Here is a 22788-nt window from a genome sequence, read left to right as displayed (position 1 = left end):
TATTTTTGCTTCCTGAACCTAACCTTCCAAATTCTGCTTCACTCTATTCGCCACCATTCAAAACACGTTCTCTGAAAGAGAATATCATTTTCTGAATTTCAGCAACGAGTTCTAAACATTCTTTTAATTTTTTTTCAGAACCATAGGCCCTGCGTTCGCATATTAATAATTGAGTTTCAACTTCAAATGATGATGTTAAAGATGTTGTTAAAAACTCTGCAAAATGTGCATTTGTCCTTTTACCAGAACCTTCAGCTATATTTGAAGGAATAGAACAAGAACATCTGTTAAGTTGATCAATCAGGTTATACCGCTCTTCACCCGGTAGCCCTTTGCAATAATCGTAAGTAAGATCTGTAAGATCCATGGCTCTTTGCCAAATTTTCAAGTTCTTAAAATTATGCTTAAACATATTTTCTTAACTCTGTTTTCTTTCTTGATTCTTGACTTCTTGATTCTTGACTCTAAATTACTCTACCTATCAAAGTAGCTGTAGTGCACTTATCTATAAGCACATTCACATATTCACCCGGCTTATAATTCTCTCCCACCGGGAAAACTACCACAGTATTTTGGTCGCTCCTGCCTGAATAATCGTTGTTTGATTTTTTTGAAAAACCCTCTATCAGCACTTTTTGTGTAGTGCCCACCAGTTTTTTCAGGCGCTCATGCGAATGTTCCTGCTGTTTGGCTACCACTTCCTGTAAGCGGCGTTTTTTTACACTTTCCGGGATATCATCTGCATAGCGTTTGGCCGCTAAAGTTCCAGGCCTTTCCGAATACATGAACATGTAGGCAAAATAATATTTCACATGATCCATCATACTCAAAGTATCCTGGTGCTCTTCTTCCGTTTCAGTGCAAAAACCTGTTATCATATCAGTTGATATAGCACACTCTGGTATAATACGGTTTATTGCCGCTATCCTGTCCATATACCATTCACGGGTATATGTACGGTTCATTAATTTAAGCACACGACTGTTACCCGATTGTATGGGTAAGTGAATGTATTTACAAATGTTATCGTACTTTTTAATGGTGTACAACACATCGTCGGTTATATCCTTTGGATGTGAGGTTGAAAAGCGTATACGAAGCTCAGGACTGATCAGGGCAACCATTTCTAAAAGGTTAGCAAAAGTAACACCTTCAACTTCAACTGCCGTTTGATTTTGCAGCTCAATAAAGTCCTCGCCCGAAGCAAGCACCCTATCCAGCAGATCCATCCCCAAAACAGGTCTCTCACTTTCGGACTTTTGGACTTCCGGACTTTCGGACTTCCACTTATATGAATCCACATTTTGCCCCAGCAAAGTAACTTCGCGATAACCCTTGTTAAACAGATCGGTACATTCAGCAACGATTGATTGCGGATCGCGGCTGCGCTCACGGCCACGGGTAAACGGAACTACGCAGAATGAGCACATATTATCACAGCCACGCATTATTGATACAAAGGCATTAATACCATTACTATTTAAACGCACAGGGCTTATATCAGCATAAGTTTCCTCACGTGATAATAGTACATTCACTGCCTTTTGGCCGCCATCAACCTGCTCTATCAGGTTAGGCAGGTCGCGGTAAGCATCAGGGCCAACAACAACGTCAACCAACTTTTCTTCTTCTAAAAATTTTGACTTTAAACGCTCGGCCATACAGCCAAGCACACCCACCACCAGTCCGGGATTTTTAACCTTGGCTATTGTAAAATCTCTTAAGCGGTTGCGGACACGTTGCTCGGCATTCTCGCGTATTGAACAGGTATTTATAAAAATAACGTCGGCAGCAGTATAATCAGATGTGGTTACAAACCCCTTTTCAGCTAAAATAGAAGCTACAATCTCGCTATCAGAGAAATTCATAGCACAGCCATAACTTTCAATGTATAATTTACGGCCATTGTTATTATCTTTAATAGGTTCTAACAATAAAGCCTCACCTTGTCTGCTTTCATCGTGCGCTTTATCCGGAACAAGCAAATCCATCATCATAATAAAAATTAGTCTGCAAAAATACATAAAATTTAAATATAGCGTGACAGATTGGCAGGGAATTAGTTGATTAAGTTTGATTGGGGTTGATTAAGTTGAATGAGTTAGATTCAGTAAGTTCTTATCTTTAATATTCTTACAGGCTCTGTTTTGCTGAAAGGAACGGACTAACAAAATCAAATATTCATTGTTCTAATACTATATCCCGTTAAATATCAGTGGAACAACAATATATAGAACCTAAAAAAATAAAAAAGTGGCCGTTTGTATTATTATTTGTTGTAGTGCTAATTGCCGCAACCGGCTATTATTTTTATAATAAATACCTGGCATCAAACCGCTGGAAACCGTTATTACAAGCACAATTAAAAGAGCTGATTTTAAGGTCAACCGATAGTTTATATCATATTGAGTACGCTGATTTTGACCTTAATATTACATCGGGCAACGCATTTGTTTATAATTTTAAACTGATACCGGATACCAATGTGTACAATAAGTTGGTAGCACTGCAAAAAGCGCCCGATAACTTATTTATATTAAATGTAAAAAAGCTGTCCCTAAAAAATGTGGGCGCACGCAGGGCGTACCAGGAGAAGATCTTGGATATTGATAATATTCTTATTGATAAGCCTGAACTTACCATTATAAATAAGCGCTATAAATTTAATGATACCGTGAAGGTTGGCAGGCCCAAAACCCCATATGAGATACTAAAAAAAACGTTCAGGCAATTACATATTGATTCTATCTCACTAAATGATATCAGCTTAAATTATATTAATAAAAGTCACCCGGTAACAAAGAAAACCGCACTTAATCATCTTGATATCCATATATCTGATGTTGTTATTGACTCATTATCTCATAAAGCAGCCGACCGTTTTTACTATACAAAAGATGTAAATGTTACCATACATAATTACCATGTTTTAACTCCTGATGGTTTATATAAGGCTGAGCTGGAGAAGATCTTCTTTTCAACGGCTCAACGGAAAATTGTGCTTGATAAAGTGTCATTTACACCAAGGTATAACCGGTCGGAATTTTACAGGCACAGTGGCCATCCCGGCGATATATACACATTAAAGTCAAAACAGATAGATATTGATGATATTGATCTGCAAACTTTTTTGCGCGACCAGCTTTTATGGGCCGGCGTAATGAATATAAACACGCCGGATATTCAGATCTATACAAACAATGCATTTAAAGGTAAAAAGACCAGTAAAATAGGTAAGGACCCACACCAGGCTTTGCAAAATGTTGCACTGGATATGAGGCTAAAACGCCTGAATATTAAAAATGGAAATATAAACTATTCAGAAACTGATGCCACGTCAGGATATACGGGCCAGATAATTTTCAAACATACCAACGGTTACATTTTAAATGTTACGAATGATGATGACCAGAAAAGGGTAAACCCATTTATGCGGGCCTACATAAATACCCGTTTTATGGATGCAGCGCCTTTGCAGGTAAACTTCAAATTTAACCTGCTGGCAAAAGACGGCGCCTTCAATTACTCGGGCGAATTGGGTAAGTTTGATGGAAGAAAGCTGGATAAGCTGGTAAAACCGCTGGCACTTGTACATGTAGTGTCGGCAGATATTGAGAAGCTGAAGTTTAATGTGAATGCCAGCAATTATAGTGGTAAAGGAAATTTGGAGTTCTATTATAAAAATCTGAACGTCCAACTGCTTAAAAAGGTGGAGGGTAAAACTGAGCTGCAAAAAAAAGGGTTTATTTCCATATTAGCTAATAACCTGATACTTGAAAGCAATAATCCTGATAAAAAAGGCGTTTTCAGGCCGGGCCCTATCAATTTAAAAAGAGAACCGACCGTATCATTTTTCAGCTTTTTATATAAGGGATTGCTGGATGGATTGAAGCCGAGTGTTGGGTTTGATAAAAAAACCGAGAACAAGGTTAACTCCACTGTTACAAAAGTTAGTAATTTGCTTGACAAATTCAATAAATTTAAAGCAGACCGTAAAACAAGAAGAGAAGCACGAAAGCAGGCCCGCCAGGCTAAAAAAGATTCCCTGGAAAAAACAAAACAAAACAATGGCAATTAATGGCGCATAAATATTTAAAGCATAAATGGCAAAAAATTAGTCTAGCTGTTGTACTGGTTTTTACGGTGTTTGTTTTATTACCCGCTTTATTTATCAACAGCTACTGGTCGCCGATATTGGAGGGCAGAGTTAAAGACATTGTTATAAAAAGTAGCGACAGCTTGTACACGGTAAGTTTTTCATCCGCCGAGCTGCATGTCCTCCGGGGTACTATTGTAATTTTAAATATCACCCTAAAACCCGATACCTCAGTTTATAACGCTAAAAAGAAGGCACATCTTGCGCCAAATAATTTGGTTGAGCTTCATATAAAAAAACTTGTACTGTCACGCATTCACCCCTTCAGGCTGTATTTCAGGAACAAACTTGATATTGGACAGGTTATGTTATATAATCCAGTGCTTAATGTAAGCTACCAGCTTAACCACACCCGCGATACAGTATTAAAAGATAACCGCACCGCCTGGCAAAAAATATCAAAGAACCTTCATTATATACACATTGGTGATATATTAATGGGCGACGTTAAATTCATGTATAAGGATTACTCAGGCAATAAATTGGTCATATCCCAGCTTAAAGAAATGAACCTTAGCGCCCATGACTTGCTAATAGATTCAGCCACACAAACTGACAAATCCCGGGTGTTATACTGTAAGGATATAACAGCCGAACTAAACAACTACAACGGAAAAACCCCGAATGGACTGTATTCATATAATATTAAATCACTTAAATTATCTACTTCAAAATCACAATTAACTGTAAGTGGTTTAATCCTCAAACCGGCTGCTACAGAAATTTTTTTTAATGAAAGCCATAGAGATCGTTTTACATTCCGCCTTGATTCGGCCCAGCTTCGCAATTTCGATTATATAACCTATCATAAATATCGTTCACTAACAGCATCAAAGCTAATATTAAGCAACGGCTCGCTACAGATCTTCGCCAATCCTAATCACTTAAAAAAGAAAGAGGATAAAATTCGAAGCTTCCCGAACGTAGCTTTGAATAATATATCTACCGATATAAAAATTGACACTGTTTTATTACATTATATTAATATTACCTACAATGAGTTTAATGTAGACTCAAAAAAAACAGGCACTTTAACATTTAATAATACCAACGGCCGTGCATTAAATATTACAAATAATAAAGCGGCACTCAAAAAAAACAATATAAGCACTATACTGCTTAGTACTTACTTTATGAACCGGGGTAAGTTTGATGCTGATATTAATTTTAATTTAACTGATAAAAATAATTCATTCGGTGTTAAAGGGAAGCTTGGCCCGATGAACCTGCAAGCGCTCAACCAGGCTGTAATGCCGCTGGGAATGATTAAAATAAACTCAGGTACACTCAACCAATTTGATTTCGACATTAAGGCAAACCGTAATGGAGCGGAAGGAAAAGTTGAGCTGCTTTACAATGATGCAAAAATAACCATGTTAAAGGCCGATACTACCAACGACAAGTTAAAAAGGAAAACTATTGCCTCCTTGTACACCAATATATTTATCCTTAAACATAACAACCCTGATAAACCAGGAATGCAGCCCCGCATAGTATATGTTAATTTTGTGAGAAAACCTGAAAATGCGTTCTTTAAAACCATCTGGAAAACGCTGTTAAATGGATTAAAACCATCCATAGGCTTCGACAAAAAAACGGAACAGGCTATGATCTACATGCTCAATCAGCAAGAAATAAATAAGCAGAACCACAAAATAAAAAAAGAGCAGCGGAAAGAGCGAAGAGCGGAGCGGCAACGGAAGAAGGAGAAAAAAAGACTGGAGACCGGAGGTTAGAGTTTAGCTATGGAAACCGTCTTGCCATTTTACAGCTAACCTGTGGTCTCTAATTCTAAAAACTTTTGATCCTATGCAACATTTCATGAAGCAACTGCATCTTATTGTTAAAGTAACAAACTAAACAATTATGAAAAGAATAGCCTATACCGTTTTTGCAGCTGTATTGATGGTTGCAATTACACTAAAAGCATCGGCCCAATCGGAAGAGACACGCCAGGTTTCAGGATTTACCAGCATTGGTTCTGGTGGACCGTTTGATGTGCACGTAAAAATAAACGGTACTGAAAGCTTAAAAATTGAAGCCTCATCAGAAGCCATAAAAGAAATTGAAACTAAAGTTGAAGATGGCAAGCTGCAAATAAAATTTAAACATCATGACAACTGGGACCATGAGAATTATGGCAAGATAGATGTTTATGTTACTGCAAAATCACTATCAGGCCTTGCTAATGCAGGTTCAGGCTCTATCAAGGTTGATGGTACCGTTAGCGGGGACAAGGTTAATATCTCATTAAGCGGCTCAGGCAGCATTTCTTCATCAGTTAAAGCAGGCGATTTTCATACGGCCATTAGCGGGTCAGGATCAATTGCACTCAGCGGCAGCGCAGATGAAACAAAAGTTGTCATCAGCGGGTCGGGTGAAATGGACGGAAGGCATTTTAAAACCAATACCGCTTCAGTTACTATAGCAGGATCGGGCAATGCACATTTTGGCGCCGATAAAAGCATCTCGGCACGAATTGTAGGGTCAGGCAATGTGGTTTACACAGGCAATGCAACAATTACCGATAGCCGTACAGTTGGCTCAGGCAGGTTGAGTAAAGAAGACTAACGAGAGGTCCTGGTTTCATGCCATATGTTAATTGACATTTAGTCTTGAGCCAAAAGTCTTTAGTCCTAAGCCAGAAAAAAAATAAAATTCACTTATGACTTACGACTAAAGACTTTTGACTTAGCAATAGCTTAAACGGCACTTAATAACTTATAATATATTTCTTCAAGCTGCTTTAACAGGCAGCTTTTTTGTTGTTAGATTATTCCCCGGCGCAAATTGCAAGAATTGTGAACCATGATTCTTCATATGGTGTTTGTTTTTTAATGAAGTTCAAGATGGCGTTGCCGTTTACCTGATTAAAAGATTTTACTTGATTTTTAACCAGGTAATTTAAATCAGGCAATCATAGTTCAGTCAATTATTATTGCAGCAACAACTTCAAGTTAATCCCAAAATTAGTAAACGCTGTGTTAAAGGTTTGTGAGGTGTACGGCCGGGTTATATTTGAATCATAAAATATGTTCAGGTTAAAACGCTGGTTTATTACATAATCAATTGAGGGACGCATAGTAATATTTTGGGCACCTGATGACACTTCTGCCGCCGCTACATCTGCACGGTAGATCAGTGTTTTGTTATCCTGTAATGAAAAATCAATCTTAAAATTCACATCATTATCCTGTTTGCCGCTCATCAAACCAAAAGGAAATCTGAAATTTTTTGCATGATAGCCCCAGCCAAACACCAATATACTTTCATTTTGCTGTGCAAGCTGGCTATTCAATAAACTCAGGCTTAGCGAGCGGCTTTTGCGGTATTCAAAATTAGCCGTCATGTTGTTTTTAAAACGCGCGGCCATACCTATTAATGGCACAAATTGTTCAAAAATAGTAACCTGCGAAAACTGGTAATAAGGCAAAAAGTCGTTATTGGCATCTCTTGAGCTTACTGCTCCGTTAGCTGCCTGGTATTGTAACAAGGTGGTAAAACCCGATACGCTATAAGTTGACCGGTAACCGTGTGTTACATCAAAAGAATCAAACCATTCCATAAATAACGGCACGTGGCTTAAGCCGTTATACGTTATCTGCCAGTTTGGAATAGGAATATTTGGAAACTGCCCAAGCCCTGATTTTCCGGCGTCTTTACCTGCATACGCCGCCAGGAATGCCGGCACAAGTACATTTTGCGAGTTTGAGCTATAACCATCGCTAAAGCCATTAACAGGAGTGCCTGAAGAGTTAGGATTTTGCTTTCCTAATCTTTGTGAAATAACCGCCCTGTTATCCAAAAATTTCTGGAAAGTTGGCGAAGTATTATCAAGTCCTTTCGATTTAGAAAATGCGGTTGCCAGCGTTAGATATGATATGGTATAATCGCCAGAGGTTACCGGGCTAAGGTTTTGGATATTGTTTGACCCATCAACTGATTTAAAGTTGGTTTGATAAGTATGATCCTGCGTTTTCATGGCCTGTAATTCAATCCTCAGGTATTGTACAGGCTCAAAGGTCCCCTTTAAGTGCAGGTCTTCATTCAGCGTTTTTACATAAAGCTGGTTTTGAAGTGTATCCGTGCTTATCCAGCCGTTAGCAATCGCTTTTTGTCGCAGATCGGCCTGGCTGCCCAATAAAAAACCTATTCCCGGCGCACCATAGTTTAAATCTTCACCCAAAAAGTTTGATTGTGGCAGGTAGCCGGGAATAAATGTACCTTCAGTACGGGTATAAGTACCACTAATATTTTTAACGCTCGTTAACAAGCCAATAAAGAATTTGCTGAGCGAACTTGTATTGTCGGGCCCCATCGCCCTTTTTATAAATTTGAATTTGTTATAAAACTGGTCAAAATTCAGTGTAGGATTAAGCTGTATGGTCCGTGAGTTTTGGATACTGTTACCTATATTATACTGCGGATCATTTATAGCAAAAAGCGGCTGTGTTTGCCAGTGAAAATTTGTGCTGTAATGGGCAATCATGCTCGTCCAGTCCATGCCTGGTATTTTGGCAAGCGGAACTGTGTAATTAAAATTTATGGTATGGTTATAGTTTGTTGTACGCCCAAGCCGCTTTAAGTTTTCCCACAGTGTATCAACTTTTAACCCGTTAATACGGCCGGCAGGCTCATCAACAGTTGAAAGGTTGGTGGCATCAATATCCATGGTAAGGGATTTTGACAAATTCCATCCTATGCCGTAAACCCTGGTAATGTTAAAGGTTTTATTAAACGTGGTGGGTATAGGGATATAATTGTTCGGATCGTTGTTCCTTAACGTATTTTCTGAGTAAAAACGATCAAAGCTGATGCTAAAATTTAAACGGGAAGGCAGCAGGCTGTAATTGATATCACGAAATACAGACAGCAGGTTACTTTTAATGATCTTGCTGAAAGGGCTATAATACTTGGGCTGATTGGTGTAATTATAATCTAATTCAACTTTATAAGTTTTCTCCAGGTCATTCTGTGTCGTAAAGTCATGATGCTCATATTGTGAATAGGAATAAGTAGCATTCAGGTTCGAAACATCCCATACATGATTTTTTGCCTTAGGATCAGTTTTGGCAATATGCACATTGGTAAAGCTGATGCTTTTACGCATGGTATAATCCTGGGCGGCGCTTTTTATCGAATCACGCTTTTTCGAATCGCTGGTTGCATTAAGCGTTTGTTTTAAAGTTATATCCGGCGACGACGGGTCATATTGCGGTGTACTTACCTGCGATGATACATTTACATAGGCCGGGATGTGCACCCCGCTTTTATCAGGAAAGAACTTTCCGAGCTCAAGGTTGGCAGCTACGTCATAAACCTGGTTATCATACAGGCTGCGGTCGGCCAGTCTTGAATCAAGCGCACCAAAGCCCACGGTAGTTTTACTGCCCGATACGGTTATATCTGCAAAATCAGCAAGCTTAGCATCAACTCGCGCAGTTGCGGCCCATCCTCCTTTTTGATCAAAATTGGTAAGGCGCAATTCATCAAACCAAATTATCCCATCCTTATCAAGCCCATCGTCGTTACTGGTGTTTGATGGGGGTTTTAAAGGATTACGTACACCCAGCATTACAGCCGTAAGCCTGCTAAGGTCAGGCTGGCCTACAATAGTGATCTTGTTCTTCCCATCTGATACGGTAAAAGGCAGGGTTAGCGGCCAGGGCTTACCCTGGTATTTCGCATTGTTACGGGCAAGCTTTGCCGTAGTCAATAAGGAAAGCTGCAAGTTAAGCTCATTAACATCAGGCCATATGGAGGTTGGCGCTGAGGTACCGGGTTGGGTAATTTTTAACGGTATTTCATATTCATAGTAGTTATCTACATAATCAACACCAAGGCGTACAAATGCGCTCAGGTCATTATCCCTTAGCTGGGCACCTTCGGCATGTATAAACATTTGCAATGTTTTATATTTCCGCAGGTCATTGTTAAAAAGGCGGAAGGCTGCCCGTGAATAACCATCACGCAGAGCGGATACTTTTAATGACAGCGACTGCTCATTTAGCTTGGTATTTGTCTGTATATTATTATAATCTACCTGGCGTGTTATGCCCGGAGGAACTACATAAGGAATTGGCTGACGGTTTCCATTCGCTTCAATATTTACCGTTTCAACATCAAGTACTGAATTATCAAGCGGCGGGTTAATTATCGAAGGGTCGGCAATTACATTGTTGGGATTATTCTCGGTATTAAAAGCACGCCATTCGCCACGTACCAGCTGCATCGAAGCAAAACGCAATACAGCGGTATCGGCGAAATTTGTCATGAACATACGCATGTAACGGATGGATTTAAAATCCTGGATGCCGCCAACAGCCTGTTGATATGAATTTATAGGCACCCGGAACTGATACCAGGTAACTGCCTGCGTGGTGCCATTTGGCAGTTTGACATTTGAAGTAACCTTATCGCTAACAAAGTTTTTACCTATTACCAGATCAGCAGGGCGCATGGATACCTTATATTGAAAGTACTCATCATCCTGATCCATATTATTATCATGGTTGATGTCTTCCCCATCAGGCAATGATGTTGATGCTGATGTTTGAAGGCCAAGTAAAGCCTGTGATTGTTCGGCAGTTGGTGAATTACCATCTGTGCCATTGTACTTGCTGTACCGTTTCAGGATACCGGCTGCAGTTTTATCCAGATCAGGGCCCTGGTAATACTGGTAATCATCTGATGATGGATCTGTCGCAAAAGTGTTAGCTGCCTGGGCATTAATAGCTCCTTTAACCTGCTGCACCACTCCCGAGAATTTTTTCTGTTCATCTGCATCGTTCAATCCATCCAAACCCACATCCTGAGATTTACGTGAACTGGGGTTATTATCAAAGGCATTTACAACCGGCTGCAATTTTGATACCCTGCCCCAGTTGGTTTCGTCGGTATTGCTGAAATTGCCATCAACAGGCAAGCTATTTTCAAGGCCTTTTCTTCCATCCTTCAATATATCCTCTGATATATTGCCAAGGTTAAAATACAAGTCGCCGCCAGCTGAATTTGGTTTATAGATATAAGGGTCCATCACCCAAAACTCAATGTACTGTACGTTTAATGATTCAAAATCATTTGCATTTATTCCACGTACCATACCCCCCCAGCGCGATTGCGGATTTTGCAGGCTTCCATCGGTATTAAGGCCGGTAGCTGAAAAGTTATAAGGCCCTCTTACTGTTGGATAAAAAGCAAGATCTAAAGTTGAAATATTTAATGGCTGCCCGGTTGGCGACTGCTTAAACGGATAGACTTCGTTTTGGAGGATCTGTCTTACATAATGGTTTGACAGCTCGTTGCGGCTAACAGGTATAGTACTTGAGCCTGTATAAAAAATAGGATCGATATTGTAGAAGGCCAGCCTTGCACGGTTATAACCATAGCGCAAATCATTAAATGACTGCGATTCCGGAAATAGTTGAGGTGTGCCCGAAATTTGCCAGCTATTTGCGCTTTTAACATCAATTACAGATTGGCTGTTCTCAAAATCATCAAGGTACGATGTCCCGTTCTTTGAACCGGCAAAGTTTAAAATGGACGGACTGCCGGGTAACAGCTGTGCAAACTCACCGCTAAAGCTTATTGATGATGGTGCCTTGGTGTGTATAAAAGGTATTTTATCAACCAGGCGGGTGAGCAGCCTCGAGTTTGCATTATAATTTACATCAAATCCATAAATGGTGTTTGATATTGACTCTTCGCCAATTATTTCGTTTTGGGTGATAGGCTGCTCGGTTAAATGCATTATGGTTGCCCCTATAGCCAGGTTATCATTAACCTTATAATCAAATCGCGATCCGAACAATGATTTTTGCTGCACGCCAAATAACTCGTTGTTCTCAACTTTAACGGTAATTGGCTGTCCTGACGAAAGCAATGCAGTATTGAGGATCCGGATTCTGCCAGCTCCGTAATCAATCGTATAATCAGTTCCCTCTGCAAGCTTTAAAGTTCCTGCATTTACAACTACTGACCCTTGTGGAATGTTAACGGCATTCAACTGGTATTCAGATCCGCCGGTTGCTGTGTAAGTACCTTTGATCAAATACCGGTTTAGCTGCGGGAAAAATTGCTGCGCAATGGTTTTGGTTGAATCATATAACTGCTGGTAAACATAACGCCTGGCCAGGTCTGCCTCACCGGCTGTGAATTGTTTAGCAAGATCCGACCCAAAGGGTTCAAGCTCGGGGAAAACGATTCTGCCGTTTTGCGAATCGATGGTTATTCCCTCTAAAAAGTCAAAGTATCCGTCTGGCTGTTTATTTTGCTGCTGATCAAGGTTATCTAAATTGGTTAGCTGCAGCCAAAGCTTGCTTTTGGTGTTCTGCCCCTCCTCCATAATGGTTTTTTCAATCCCCGACTTATCATCCAGCCGGGTTACCGTTAGCTTAAAATCTTTAGGGCTAACCTGGAATGAATTTAATGAATAAATATTCTTCATCATTAATTTCCAGGTTGGCAGGCTGGTTTTCAACAACTGATTTTTAAGCAGCTTTACATATAAAACCTTTGGGTTATTAGGATCAACCGGAACATCGCTGGAAAACTCACCAACCTGGTACTGCACACCATTATAGGTATACTGGTAAGCTACTGCCAAAACCTCATCATTATTTAAAGGGTAGTTTAACGAGATATAGCCTAGCTGCGGATGAAGTGTAAACTCTTTGGTGGTTAATTTACGTGCATAAGTAAGCTTGGTGTAATTGTCAGAACCACCTGTATTTTTAAAATAGCTGCTTATAGTATTTTGAGGATCATTTGTTAAACGTGTAGATGGCGGCAAATTAGCAAGCAATGTATTTGATTGCTGCGGAAAACCTGGCCCCTTAAACCCTGCCGGCAAACCTGAATAAGCCGGGCCGCCATGGATAAGCGTGGTATTGTAAGGTTTATTTTCGCCCAGGTCCATTAACGCCAGTACATCTCTCGAGTCGGTTGTGTTGTTTGTTCTGTTGGTTGTCCATACCTCAATTTTCGTAATGTTTATATTTGAGGAGATAATAGGAATATTAGAGAGTGCCTTGTTATAATTATTACGGAAAAACTGCGATAAAAAGTAATGCCGGTTGGCTTCATAATCCGCAGGTGTAAATTTAAACTGGCCCTGCTGTGCCCCATTTGTTATAGTAATTGTTTTTGACTGCGACCGCTGCTGCGACATAATTGTTGTTACATCAAGCTTGCCAAATTTAAGCTTTGTTTTTACACCAAAAAGGGCCTGGCTGCCGGTAATAAGCGTGGTATTTAATGGCATGCTTACGGTACCGGCCTCAATTTTTTGTATGATCTCGTCGGGCTTGCCGGTATAATCAAGCTTTATCTGGTTCTCAAATTGAAACTGGGCATCGGTGTTATAATTGGTTGTGATCTTTAATTTATCACCAATACTTCCGGTTACGTTAAGCTGGATCTTCTGATCAAAATTAAAATTGAACTGGGTGCGCTGCTTGGTATTAAAAAGCGGGTTCTCGTTTTTATTGATCTGGCCTGACATAATTGCCTCGGCAGATCCCTGCGGCCTTATATCAATGGTCGATCCCCCGAAGATCTGGTCAAACGTTTGGCTTCTGAGTTTTATTGGGGGGATAAAACCAGGTTGCTGCGATTGATAGGCATAGTTATCAGAAAGCGTCTTAAAATAATCCCGCTTATTTTCCTTCTCTTTATAATGTAAATATTCATCAAAAGTAAGGTACTGCGGAGGCCTGTACAATAAACTCCCTACACGTTCGTACATTACATACATGTTGGTTATTGCATCATACTCAAAAGTGCGTACAAGGTTTACCGGATCGTTAAATAATGCGCCTTCGCGTAAACGATAGTTTTTTGATTCATTTATCTTAGCCGGGATCTGAACTTTAACTGAATCTTTTTTTGTGCCGGGAGTTTGCGCAAAAGCAGCCCCTACCCCGCAAAATGCAGAAGTAAATAACAAAACCACAGCTACTCTCCAGGTAAAAAATTTAATCAAGGCCCAAGTTAAAAATCCACGTAATTATAAAGCTTTTAGAGCAGATTTAATAAGTTGTTCAACAGTTAAATCATTATTATTTTTGCTCAATTCATTGTCTAGTACCTTTTCGGCAGCGTTACGAACAAAACCCAGCATAACCAGGGCTGATAGCGCTTCTTCTCGTACTGTTTTATTTAGCGGCACCGTGCTTAGTGTGTCAGAACCCTCCTTACGTAGCTTGTCCTGGAGCTCCAATATGACCCGCTGTGCTGATTTTGGACCGATACCCTTTATGCGTTGTATTAATGAAACATTGCCCGAAATTATTGCATTTTGAATTTCTTCGGGTGTAATTGATGAAAGCATCATCCGGCCCGTATTTGGCCCTATGCCAGATATTGATATCAGGTGCAGGAACAAACGGCGCTCGCCTTCATCAATAAAACCATACAATGTGTGAGCATCCTCTTTTACATGCAGCCAGGTAAAAAGCTTACAGCGTTCGCCGCTTCCTATTTTCGAATAAGTATTTAATGAAATATTGATGTGATAGCCCACTCCGCCCACATCAATTACCACAAAAGCAGCACTTTTGAAAGCTAATTTTCCATCAATATAGGCGTACATAATTTATCAATTTGGGGTGAAAGGTTAAAGGTGAAAGGTAAAGGTTTTTATGGTTTTTTTAAAAAAAATCTTATCCCCAATTTATATTATATGTCAGGTGAAAGGTTAAAGGCGAAAGGTAAAAGGTTTTTGTAATAATGCGGAAGCCGGAATGTCGATCGCGAATTTATTGAAGCGATGTAAGATTTACAAAGCCTAATTGAAGACTTTGCCGTTTTTAAACTTCCTAAACCTTTCGCCTTTAAGCTTTTGCCTTTCACCTCCTTCGCAATTTATTTTTTGCTTTTTACTTCTTCATCTCCTTTTTCCTGGGCATCAACCACTGCTATTGTGATCATGTTCACAATCTCTCTTACAGAGCTTCCTAACTGCAATACGTGTACAGGCTTTTTTAGTCCCAATAAAATAGGGCCAACAGCCTCTGCACCGCCGATCTCCTGCAATAATTTATAAGCAATATTGCCCGATTCCAGGTTTGGAAATATCAGCGTGTTAGCCGGCTTGTCTAATAAGGTGGAAAAAGGAAAATTATCTGCAAGCAGGTCTGCATTTAATGCAAAATTGGCCTGCATGTCGCCATCAATTATCATGTCAGGATATTTTTCATGCAAAATGCGAACAGCTTCCATCGTTTTTTCAGGTATTGGCCCCTGGTTGGATCCGAAGTTTGAGTATGAAAGGATAGCAACTCTTGGGTTGATATTGAATTTCCTTACCGAACGCTCTATCAGCACGGTAATATCCACCAGGTCCTGTGTAGATGGATTTACATTAACCGTTGTATCACCAAAAAATACAGGCCCTTTTTTAGTGATCATCATATACATACCAGCCACCCTGCTAACACCATCGCCGGTACCTATAATTTGCAATGCTGGTTTTATAGTAGTTACATAATCTTTTGTTAAGCCTGATATCAAAGCATCGGCTTCGCCAAATTGCACCATGCACGCACCATAATAATTACGATCATGCATCAATTTTTTCGACTCATAAACTGAAACTCCTTTTCGCTGGCGCTTGCTGTATAAGTATGCCGCATACTCATCCATGCGTTCACAATTTTCCTGCGGATCGATAATATGAACATCACCCAACTCAATATCGCTCTCCTTCATTATTTGTCTTATCCGGGCAGTATTTCCAAGCAAAATTGGGGTGGCAATACCTTCTTCTTTAACAATCTGGGCTGCTCTTAAAATTTTATAAGTATCGGCCTCGGCAAAAACTATTCGTTTTGGGTTTGATTTAGCCTTATTAGTAAGGTTCCGTAAAAGCTTATCATTTACACCTACGCGCGACCTTAACTCTTCCGTGTATGCATCCCAATCGATTATTGTTTGCCGCGCTACTCCCGATTCCACTGCTGCCCTTGCAACTGCTGAAGAAACCTCGGTAATTAACCGCGGATCCATCGGTTTTGGAATAATATAATCCCGTCCGAACTTTAAATTTTTAGTATTATAGGCCAGGTTAACTGCCTCCGGGATTGGTTTTTTTGCCATCCCGGCTATCGCCATAACCGCAGCAATTTTCATTTCTTCATTAATGGCTGTTGCCCTAACATCAAGTGCCCCCCTAAAAATATAGGGAAAGCCTAAAACATTATTTACCTGGTTAGGAAAATCAGACCGGCCTGTAGCCATTATAATATCCTTTCGCGCATTTATTGCAAGGTCATAAGCTATTTCGGGATTTGGATTGGCCATTGCAAAAACAACTGGGTTTTTTGCCATTGCTTTAAGCATATCAGGCGTAACAATGTTACCTGCTGATAAGCCAACAAAAACGTCGGCTCCTTTCATCGCCGCGGCAAGGGTTTTTACATCCTTACGCGTGGTAGCAAATTCAAGTCTTATTTCGTCAAGATCGGTACGCTCAGGAGTTATTAAACCATTGATATCAAACATCACCAGGTTTTCTCTTTTTACCCCAAGTGCCAGGTACATTTTTGAGCAGGAAACCGCAGCGGCACCTGCACCATTAACTACCATTTTTATTTTATCCAGCTTTTTACCCTGGATCTCGCAGGCATTTATTAACGCGGCACCCGATATAATTGCCGTGCCATGCTGGTCATCGTGCATTACCGGGATCTTCATTTCGGCCTTTAATCTGCGTTCGATTTCAAAACAGCTCGGGGCCGAGATATCTTCAAGATTGATCCCGCCAAAAGTGGGTTCAAGCGCTTTTACAATGTTTACAAACTCATCAACGGTTTTGGCGTTAACTTCAAGGTCAAAAACATCAATATCGGCATAAATTTTAAACAGCAGGCCCTTACCTTCCATAACAGGCTTGCTTGCCTCGGGGCCAATATTACCTAAGCCAAGCACCGCTGTACCGTTGGTAATTACACCAACAAGGTTGCCTTTTGCTGTATATTTATAAACATCCTCAATATTATCTGCAATACGTAAGCATGGCTCTGCAACGCCCGGCGAATAAGCCATACTTAAATCGCGCTGCGAATTGGTGGGTTTGGTAGGTACTACCTGTATTTTTCCGGGACGCCCCTTTGAATGGTAATTTAGCGCATCCTGGTTACGGGTGGGTTTGTTCATCTTCTCAGTTACTGGTACCGCAAAATTAAGGATAAAGCTGAAAGGACGAAGATTAATTTCGGATTTCGGATGTTTGATTTCGGATTTTTTAAACGCGGAAGTCGGAATGCCGATTGCGGAATGATTGTTTGAATCAGAGGTTATGAATTCGCAGAATGGGAAATCGCTTACGCTTTGGGCCGGCCAAAAAACAAAACATAAAAATCAGCATCCGTTACTTCAAATCCGCGCAGCCCATCGCCGTCGTCCCGGATGGGTTGCCGAAATGTTATACCGGTTGAACTGAATTCTTCAAATAAGGTGTCGGGTTCTTCAGTAGAAATGTACGCATCCCAGGCGGCCCATTCATGCCGGGTATGATTGGGAATTGGTTTTATGTCATCGGCAATTGCCTTCAGCATAATGGAAACAGGGCCGCGGCCCACCATAGCCCAATATGGATCGCCTTCGGGCCCCATGTACAGCACCTCAAATCCAAGTTTACTTACATAGAAGGCCACGGAATCTTTTATATTGGAAACAATAAAAAAAGGCGAAATGAAGTTAAGCTTTGACATTGTTTTACGTTTTGATGAGGAGGAAAAAAGGCATCCCACTTCCGCAAAACACCTTAACATATTTTCTTACTTCCGCATTTGGCAATCCGAAATCGAACATCCGAATTCCGAAATTCCCCTACCCTTTGCCGATCTTAATAGTCATGCCGGGTTGCAGACTGCCTTTTTTTAAGCCGTTAAGTTCCCTGATCTTTTCAACCGAAGCCTCAAATTTTGAAGCTATACCCTTAAGGGTATCACCGCTTTTAACTTTATAAGTTATGTAATTATGACTGCTTGTTTTAGCTGGTTTCTCTGCCGGTTCATCAGCTGAATCTTTTACTTTCAGTCTTTTTCCAACTTCAGCTTTGTTGCTGTGTAAATGATTCCATGCTTTAAGGTCCTGTACCTCAACACCAAAATTATCTGCAATATCCCTTAGCGTCTCACCCCGTCTTACTTTATGATAGGATGGTGTTTTTTCTTCTTTATTTTCGTGGTAAGCAGTGTAAACCATTGACTGCGGCGCAGTTGCTGGTAAATTTGTATTATTCAATGCTTCATACAAAGCCGCATATTGCGCTTTATCTATCTGCGGAATTATCATGCGGCGCGGCTTATTGGCTGTACCGTTAATTATCTGCCTTTTATACGATGGATTTAAAATAGTTAGCTGGCCCAGATCAAGCTTCAGCGATTGTGAAACTGTGCTTAACGGCAGATATTTGTTCACTAAGACGGTATCAGTTTTTAATGCAAAGTTGCAGGCCTGTGGTATAATATTATGCTTATTGTAATAATTCATAACATAAGCTACAGCAATAAATGCAGGCACATATCCCCTGGTTTCGTTAGGTAAATATTGGCGGATGGACCAAAAATCAGTGGCGCCGCCTGCTTTTTCAATAGCACGCTCAACATTACTTTTGCCGCAATTGTATGAAGCTATGGCCAAAAGCCAATCGCCAAATTCCTGGTAGGCATCCTTTAAATAGGCTGCCGCCGCATAACTTGCTTGTATGGGATCGCGGCGATCATCAACATAATCATCCATATTTAAGCCATAAAGCTTTGCAGTAGTAAACATAAACTGCCATAGACCGGTTGCTCCTACCCTTGATACGGCATAAGGATCAAGCTTTGATTCAACTATGGATAAATATTTTATTTCATCAGGAATGCCTGCATCATGGAATGCTTTTTCATAAATAGGGAAGTAATACTTTGTTAAGCCAAGCACATGCCCCATTTCATCACGATTACGCATGTATATATCTATGTAGCTTTGTACATACTCATTATAATCAAGCGGAATATCTTTCTTTATTGAATCTAAACGGCGTTTGTAAATACCGCTTTGGCTGGTTAACGGAGCGGGTTGATTAACTACCGGAACTATAATAGTATCTGCATGGTTTTTCTGAAAGTCATTATTAAGCCTTGAGTTTTGCAGTATAGATACTGAAACAGAAGAAAAGTGAGGCGTGGCATTAACTATTTGTAATGACAGTAAACATATGATCAGCGTAAGTGTTCTCTTCATTCTTTAGGGGTTTAACTTAGCGAATGTTACCAGGATATTTTACCAATATATAAATTTTCTATAGTTCAAGGAAATATTTAGAAAAATTTAATAACTCCTGTTCGTCAAAATGTTTGGTTAACAATTGCAATCCTAACGGCAATCCCTTACTATTATTGCCCGCAGGCAGTGAAATAGCCGGTGCGCCGGTTAATGATGCCTGAACGGTAAAAATATCAGAAAGGTATGTTATAACCGGGTCTTTTTCAAGTTTTCCTATAGCGAAAGCCGGTTCAGGGGCTGATGGGACTAATATAAAATCATACTCCTGCAGAATAGCATCTGTTTTTTCACGTATTAACCTGCGTACTTTTTGCGCTTTAGAAAAATAGGCATCATAATACCCGGCGCTAAGCACAAACGTACCCAGCATTATACGGCGTTTAACTTCTTTACCAAACCCTTCAGATCGTGATTTTTTATAGGTTGATGAAAGATCGGTAGCAGCCGGACTGCGGTAGCCATAATGCACACCATCATACCTGGATAAATTTGATGACGCTTCCGCCATAGCCAATATATAATAGGCAGGCACCATATAATCAAGGTAATCAAACGCAATTGGTTTAACAATATGGCCTTCGGCGCGTAACTTCTCAATATAATCAACCAATGTGTTTTTAACATCAGTATCAACACCCGGGCTTGATAGCGCTTCCTGCAGATAAGCTATCTTTTTTACACCCGGCGCTTTAAAATCTTTGCTAAATGATGGAACAGCAGCACTAGATAAAGTACCGTCGTACTCATCAGGGCCTGCCATAATTTCTAACAAAAGTGCAGCATCTTCTACCGACCTGGTAATTGGGCCCACCTGATCAAACGATGAAGCATAAGCAATTATACCATGCCTTGAGATACGGCCATATGTGGGCTTTAAACCCACCAGTCCGCAAAATGAAGCTGGTTGCCTTACTGAGCCGCCAGTGTCGGTACCAATTGCAGCATGACACATATTTGCCTGGACTGCTACTGCAGAACCCCCTGATGATCCGCCGGAAACCCTGGTTTCGTCGACATAATTTTTTACCGGGCCGAAAAACGAAGTTTCATTAGCGGCGCCCATAGCAAATTCATCGCAGTTACATCGCCCAATTATTACCGCATCTTCGGCCAATAAGCGTTCAACTATGGTGGATGAGTAAACAGAAGTAAAATTTTCTAAAATTTTTGAGGAGGCTGTTACTTTATGCCCTTTGTAGCAAATGTTATCCTTTATTGCAATAACCATTCCCGCCAGCTTGCCGGCAGTACCTTGTTTAATGCGGGCATCAATTTCCTTTGCCCTGCTAAGTGCCTCATGTTCAAATACTTCATTAAAAGCATTTAAACGCGCATTTGCGGTAATGTTACTTAAGTAGCCTTGTACCAGTTTTCCGACCGTAATTTTTCCAATTGCAATCTCACTCTTTATCTCGCCTAACGAGGTATAAGATTTAGTCATGGGCCTAAAATAAAAAACTTATCCGTTGAATGTATAATAATCAACAGATAAGTTTATAATATTAAAACATTGATACAGCCAGTGCCGGATATTCCGGCCATGTTTTACAACTTAAACTTTTGGTTTTTCTTCAGTATTGGTTGTTGAACCTGAAGTTGTTGTGCTGTTTTCTCCGTTTTGTGCATCCTTAAATTCTTTCATGCCCCTGCCTAAACCTTTCATTAGTTCAGGAATTTTTTTACCGCCAAACAGTATTAAAATTGCAATGATGATCAGAATAATTTCTGGTGCGCCTAATCCACCCATGATTTTTTATGTTTAATTATGATTAATATTCTTATTACGTATTTTTTGTTGTTTCCGATGATGTTTCGTGATTTGAACCTTCCGAATGTGTTACCGGCTCGTGCTTTGTAAAATCAATAGCTTGCTTTTCAGTAACAGTTTCTGTAGCTGTCTCCTTATGCTCTTCAACCACCGGGTTATCATTTGTTGTAAAATGATTATCATTTACCGGCATTGTATTTTCAACGGGTGCAAAGCCTTCAGGGTGTTCAGGGAGCTTATCCTGATCATCCTCGTGGTTAGCAGCAAGTTCATCTAGTTTGCTCTCTTCTCTTTTTTCCTCGTAGCTATTTATCTGGTTGTTTATTTCGCGTTTAACACCTTCAGAGGCATCTTTAAAATCACGTATTCCCTTCCCAAGCCCGCGCGCAATTTCCGGCAGCTTTTCACCGCCAAATAGCAACAGAGCTACAAATACTATAAGTATCATTTCAGATGAACCGATGTTCAAAAATCCCAATACTAAACTATGCATACGGATTATTAATTAAGCCTACAAATATAGGCAATTTAAAATTTATAAAATTCAAACTAATTTGGCGCGAGCCAAATTTTAGGATTAACTGCGGATATTCCCTTATATAACGAAAAACTTACAATAGCTTCACCAGTTGAAGAATCTGTTGCTACTGTACCTATAACCTGTTTGGTACTTACTTTTTGCCCCGCCCTAACATTTACTGATTTAAGGTTGGAGTATGCAGTAAAGTACTCACCATGCTTTATTACTACCAGGTAGGTACCGCTTACATCTTTAACATTTGATACCTCGCCCTGGAACACCGCCCTTACCGATGCGCCTGCATTTGTTTTTATATCCCAGCCCAGGCTTTCATTTTTTATCCTGGTTTCGTCATAATAAATTCCAAAACCCTGCTTAACGCTGCCGTTTGCCACAGGCCATGGCAACGCTCCCCGATTATCTAAAAAGTCGCTCGATAATTTAGCAGCCTCGGGAGTTGCATTTAAAACCTCGCTATTGCTTGAGTTTTTTGTTATCGTTCTTACTTTTGGTACCGTTGCAACATCCTTATTCTCGGCTTTAGCCTTTGCAGCGGCAGCGGCGGCGGCCCTTGCAGCAGCCCTTGCTTCTTCTTCGGCTTTACGCCTTGCTTCTTCAATTTCCCTGCGGATGGTAGCAGCAATCTCTTTATTTTTCTTTGCTATTTTCTTCTGAATATCCTGTTGTTGCTGCTTTAACTGTCCTTCATGCTGAGAAAGATCAGCTACTACCTGTACCTGGGCAGTTTTTTCATCCCCAAGGGTTTTCTTCTCCTTCTCCTGGTCTATCAGCAAATTGTTTTTTTCTTTTTTGTTTTTGTCAAGCTCATTTATCTTAACATGCAGCTCGGTTTGGGTTTCCTGTATATAACCGGCTTGCCGTTCACGATAAGTTCCTATTTGCTGTAAATATTTTAAACGCTTGTATGCCTGGTTAAAGTCTTTTGCGGCAAAAATAAACATCAATTTATTGTATGCACTTTGATTGCGATACGTAAAAAGAACCATGGCTGCATACTCCTTTTTCAGCTGGTCCAACTGGGTTTGTAAATTACGTACAAAATTATTG

Annotated in this window: 14 protein-coding genes; 3 read left to right on the top strand and 11 right to left on the bottom strand. The window is 40.2% G+C overall.

The features are described 5' to 3' along the window. Positions 1–43 precede the first annotated feature (43 nt). Entirely contained in the window at positions 44–412 is a 369-nt protein-coding gene (locus tag JWQ54_RS21320) for a four helix bundle protein (protein ID WP_299589095.1), read from the bottom strand. Positions 413–464: 52 nt separating this feature from the next. Next, positions 465–1994, bottom strand: a complete 1530-nt coding sequence (locus tag JWQ54_RS21315; RefSeq protein WP_299589189.1) for a MiaB/RimO family radical SAM methylthiotransferase — start codon at positions 1992–1994, stop codon at positions 465–467. Between the two features lie 221 nt (positions 1995–2215). On the opposite strand from JWQ54_RS21315, the gene JWQ54_RS21310 reads away from it, so the two are divergent. From JWQ54_RS21310 to JWQ54_RS21300, 3 genes are all read left to right on the top strand, one after another. Beyond that, positions 2216–4078 carry a hypothetical protein gene (locus JWQ54_RS21310; protein ID WP_299589092.1) on the top strand — a complete coding sequence of 621 codons (1863 nt, stop codon included), beginning with the start codon at positions 2216–2218 and terminating at the stop codon, positions 4076–4078. Beyond that, a complete protein-coding gene (locus JWQ54_RS21305) occupies positions 4078–5892 on the top strand; it encodes a hypothetical protein (RefSeq protein WP_299589090.1) in 1815 nt (604 codons plus the stop codon). Before JWQ54_RS21310 ends, JWQ54_RS21305 begins: the two co-directional genes overlap by 1 nt. A gap of 130 nt (positions 5893–6022) precedes the next feature. Next, positions 6023–6727, top strand: coding sequence for a head GIN domain-containing protein (locus JWQ54_RS21300; RefSeq protein WP_299589088.1), 705 nt, complete (start codon positions 6023–6025; stop codon positions 6725–6727). Between the two features lie 364 nt (positions 6728–7091). On the opposite strand, the gene sprA is transcribed toward JWQ54_RS21300, so the two are convergent. The 9 genes from sprA to JWQ54_RS21255 form a co-directional block, all read right to left on the bottom strand. Then, positions 7092–14138 carry a cell surface protein SprA gene (gene sprA, locus JWQ54_RS21295; protein ID WP_299589085.1) on the bottom strand — a complete coding sequence of 2349 codons (7047 nt, stop codon included), beginning with the start codon at positions 14136–14138 and terminating at the stop codon, positions 7092–7094. Between the two features lie 24 nt (positions 14139–14162). Next, a complete protein-coding gene (gene ruvA, locus JWQ54_RS21290; RefSeq protein WP_299589082.1) occupies positions 14163–14747 on the bottom strand; it encodes a Holliday junction branch migration protein RuvA in 585 nt (194 codons plus the stop codon). Positions 14748–15019: 272 nt separating this feature from the next. Further along, entirely contained in the window at positions 15020–17311 is a 2292-nt protein-coding gene (locus JWQ54_RS21285; protein ID WP_299589079.1) for an NADP-dependent malic enzyme, read from the bottom strand. A 167-nt stretch (positions 17312–17478) separates the two neighbouring features. Beyond that, a complete protein-coding gene (locus JWQ54_RS21280) occupies positions 17479–17868 on the bottom strand; it encodes a VOC family protein (RefSeq protein WP_299589077.1) in 390 nt (129 codons plus the stop codon). A gap of 118 nt (positions 17869–17986) precedes the next feature. Further along, entirely contained in the window at positions 17987–19390 is a 1404-nt protein-coding gene (locus tag JWQ54_RS21275; protein WP_299589074.1) for a lytic transglycosylase domain-containing protein, read from the bottom strand. 58 nt (positions 19391–19448) lie between these two features. Then, on the bottom strand, positions 19449–20873 hold the full coding sequence (gatA, locus tag JWQ54_RS21270; protein WP_299589072.1) for an Asp-tRNA(Asn)/Glu-tRNA(Gln) amidotransferase subunit GatA: 1425 nt from the start codon (positions 20871–20873) through the stop codon (positions 19449–19451). A gap of 111 nt (positions 20874–20984) precedes the next feature. Then, positions 20985–21179 carry a twin-arginine translocase TatA/TatE family subunit gene (tatA, locus tag JWQ54_RS21265; protein ID WP_299589069.1) on the bottom strand — a complete coding sequence of 65 codons (195 nt, stop codon included), beginning with the start codon at positions 21177–21179 and terminating at the stop codon, positions 20985–20987. Positions 21180–21213: 34 nt separating this feature from the next. Then, the gene (locus JWQ54_RS21260; protein WP_299589066.1) at positions 21214–21693 is read right to left on the bottom strand and encodes a twin-arginine translocase TatA/TatE family subunit; all 480 of its coding nucleotides are present in this window, start codon (positions 21691–21693) and stop codon (positions 21214–21216) included. A 56-nt stretch (positions 21694–21749) separates the two neighbouring features. Next, on the bottom strand, positions 21750–22788 hold a 1039-nt coding region (locus JWQ54_RS21255; RefSeq protein WP_299589063.1), incomplete at its 5' end, for a murein hydrolase activator EnvC.

Source organism: Mucilaginibacter sp., assembly GCF_028288225.1.
Lineage (GTDB): Bacteria > Bacteroidota > Bacteroidia > Sphingobacteriales > Sphingobacteriaceae > Mucilaginibacter.
This window is presented reverse-complemented; position numbering and strand designations above follow the sequence as displayed.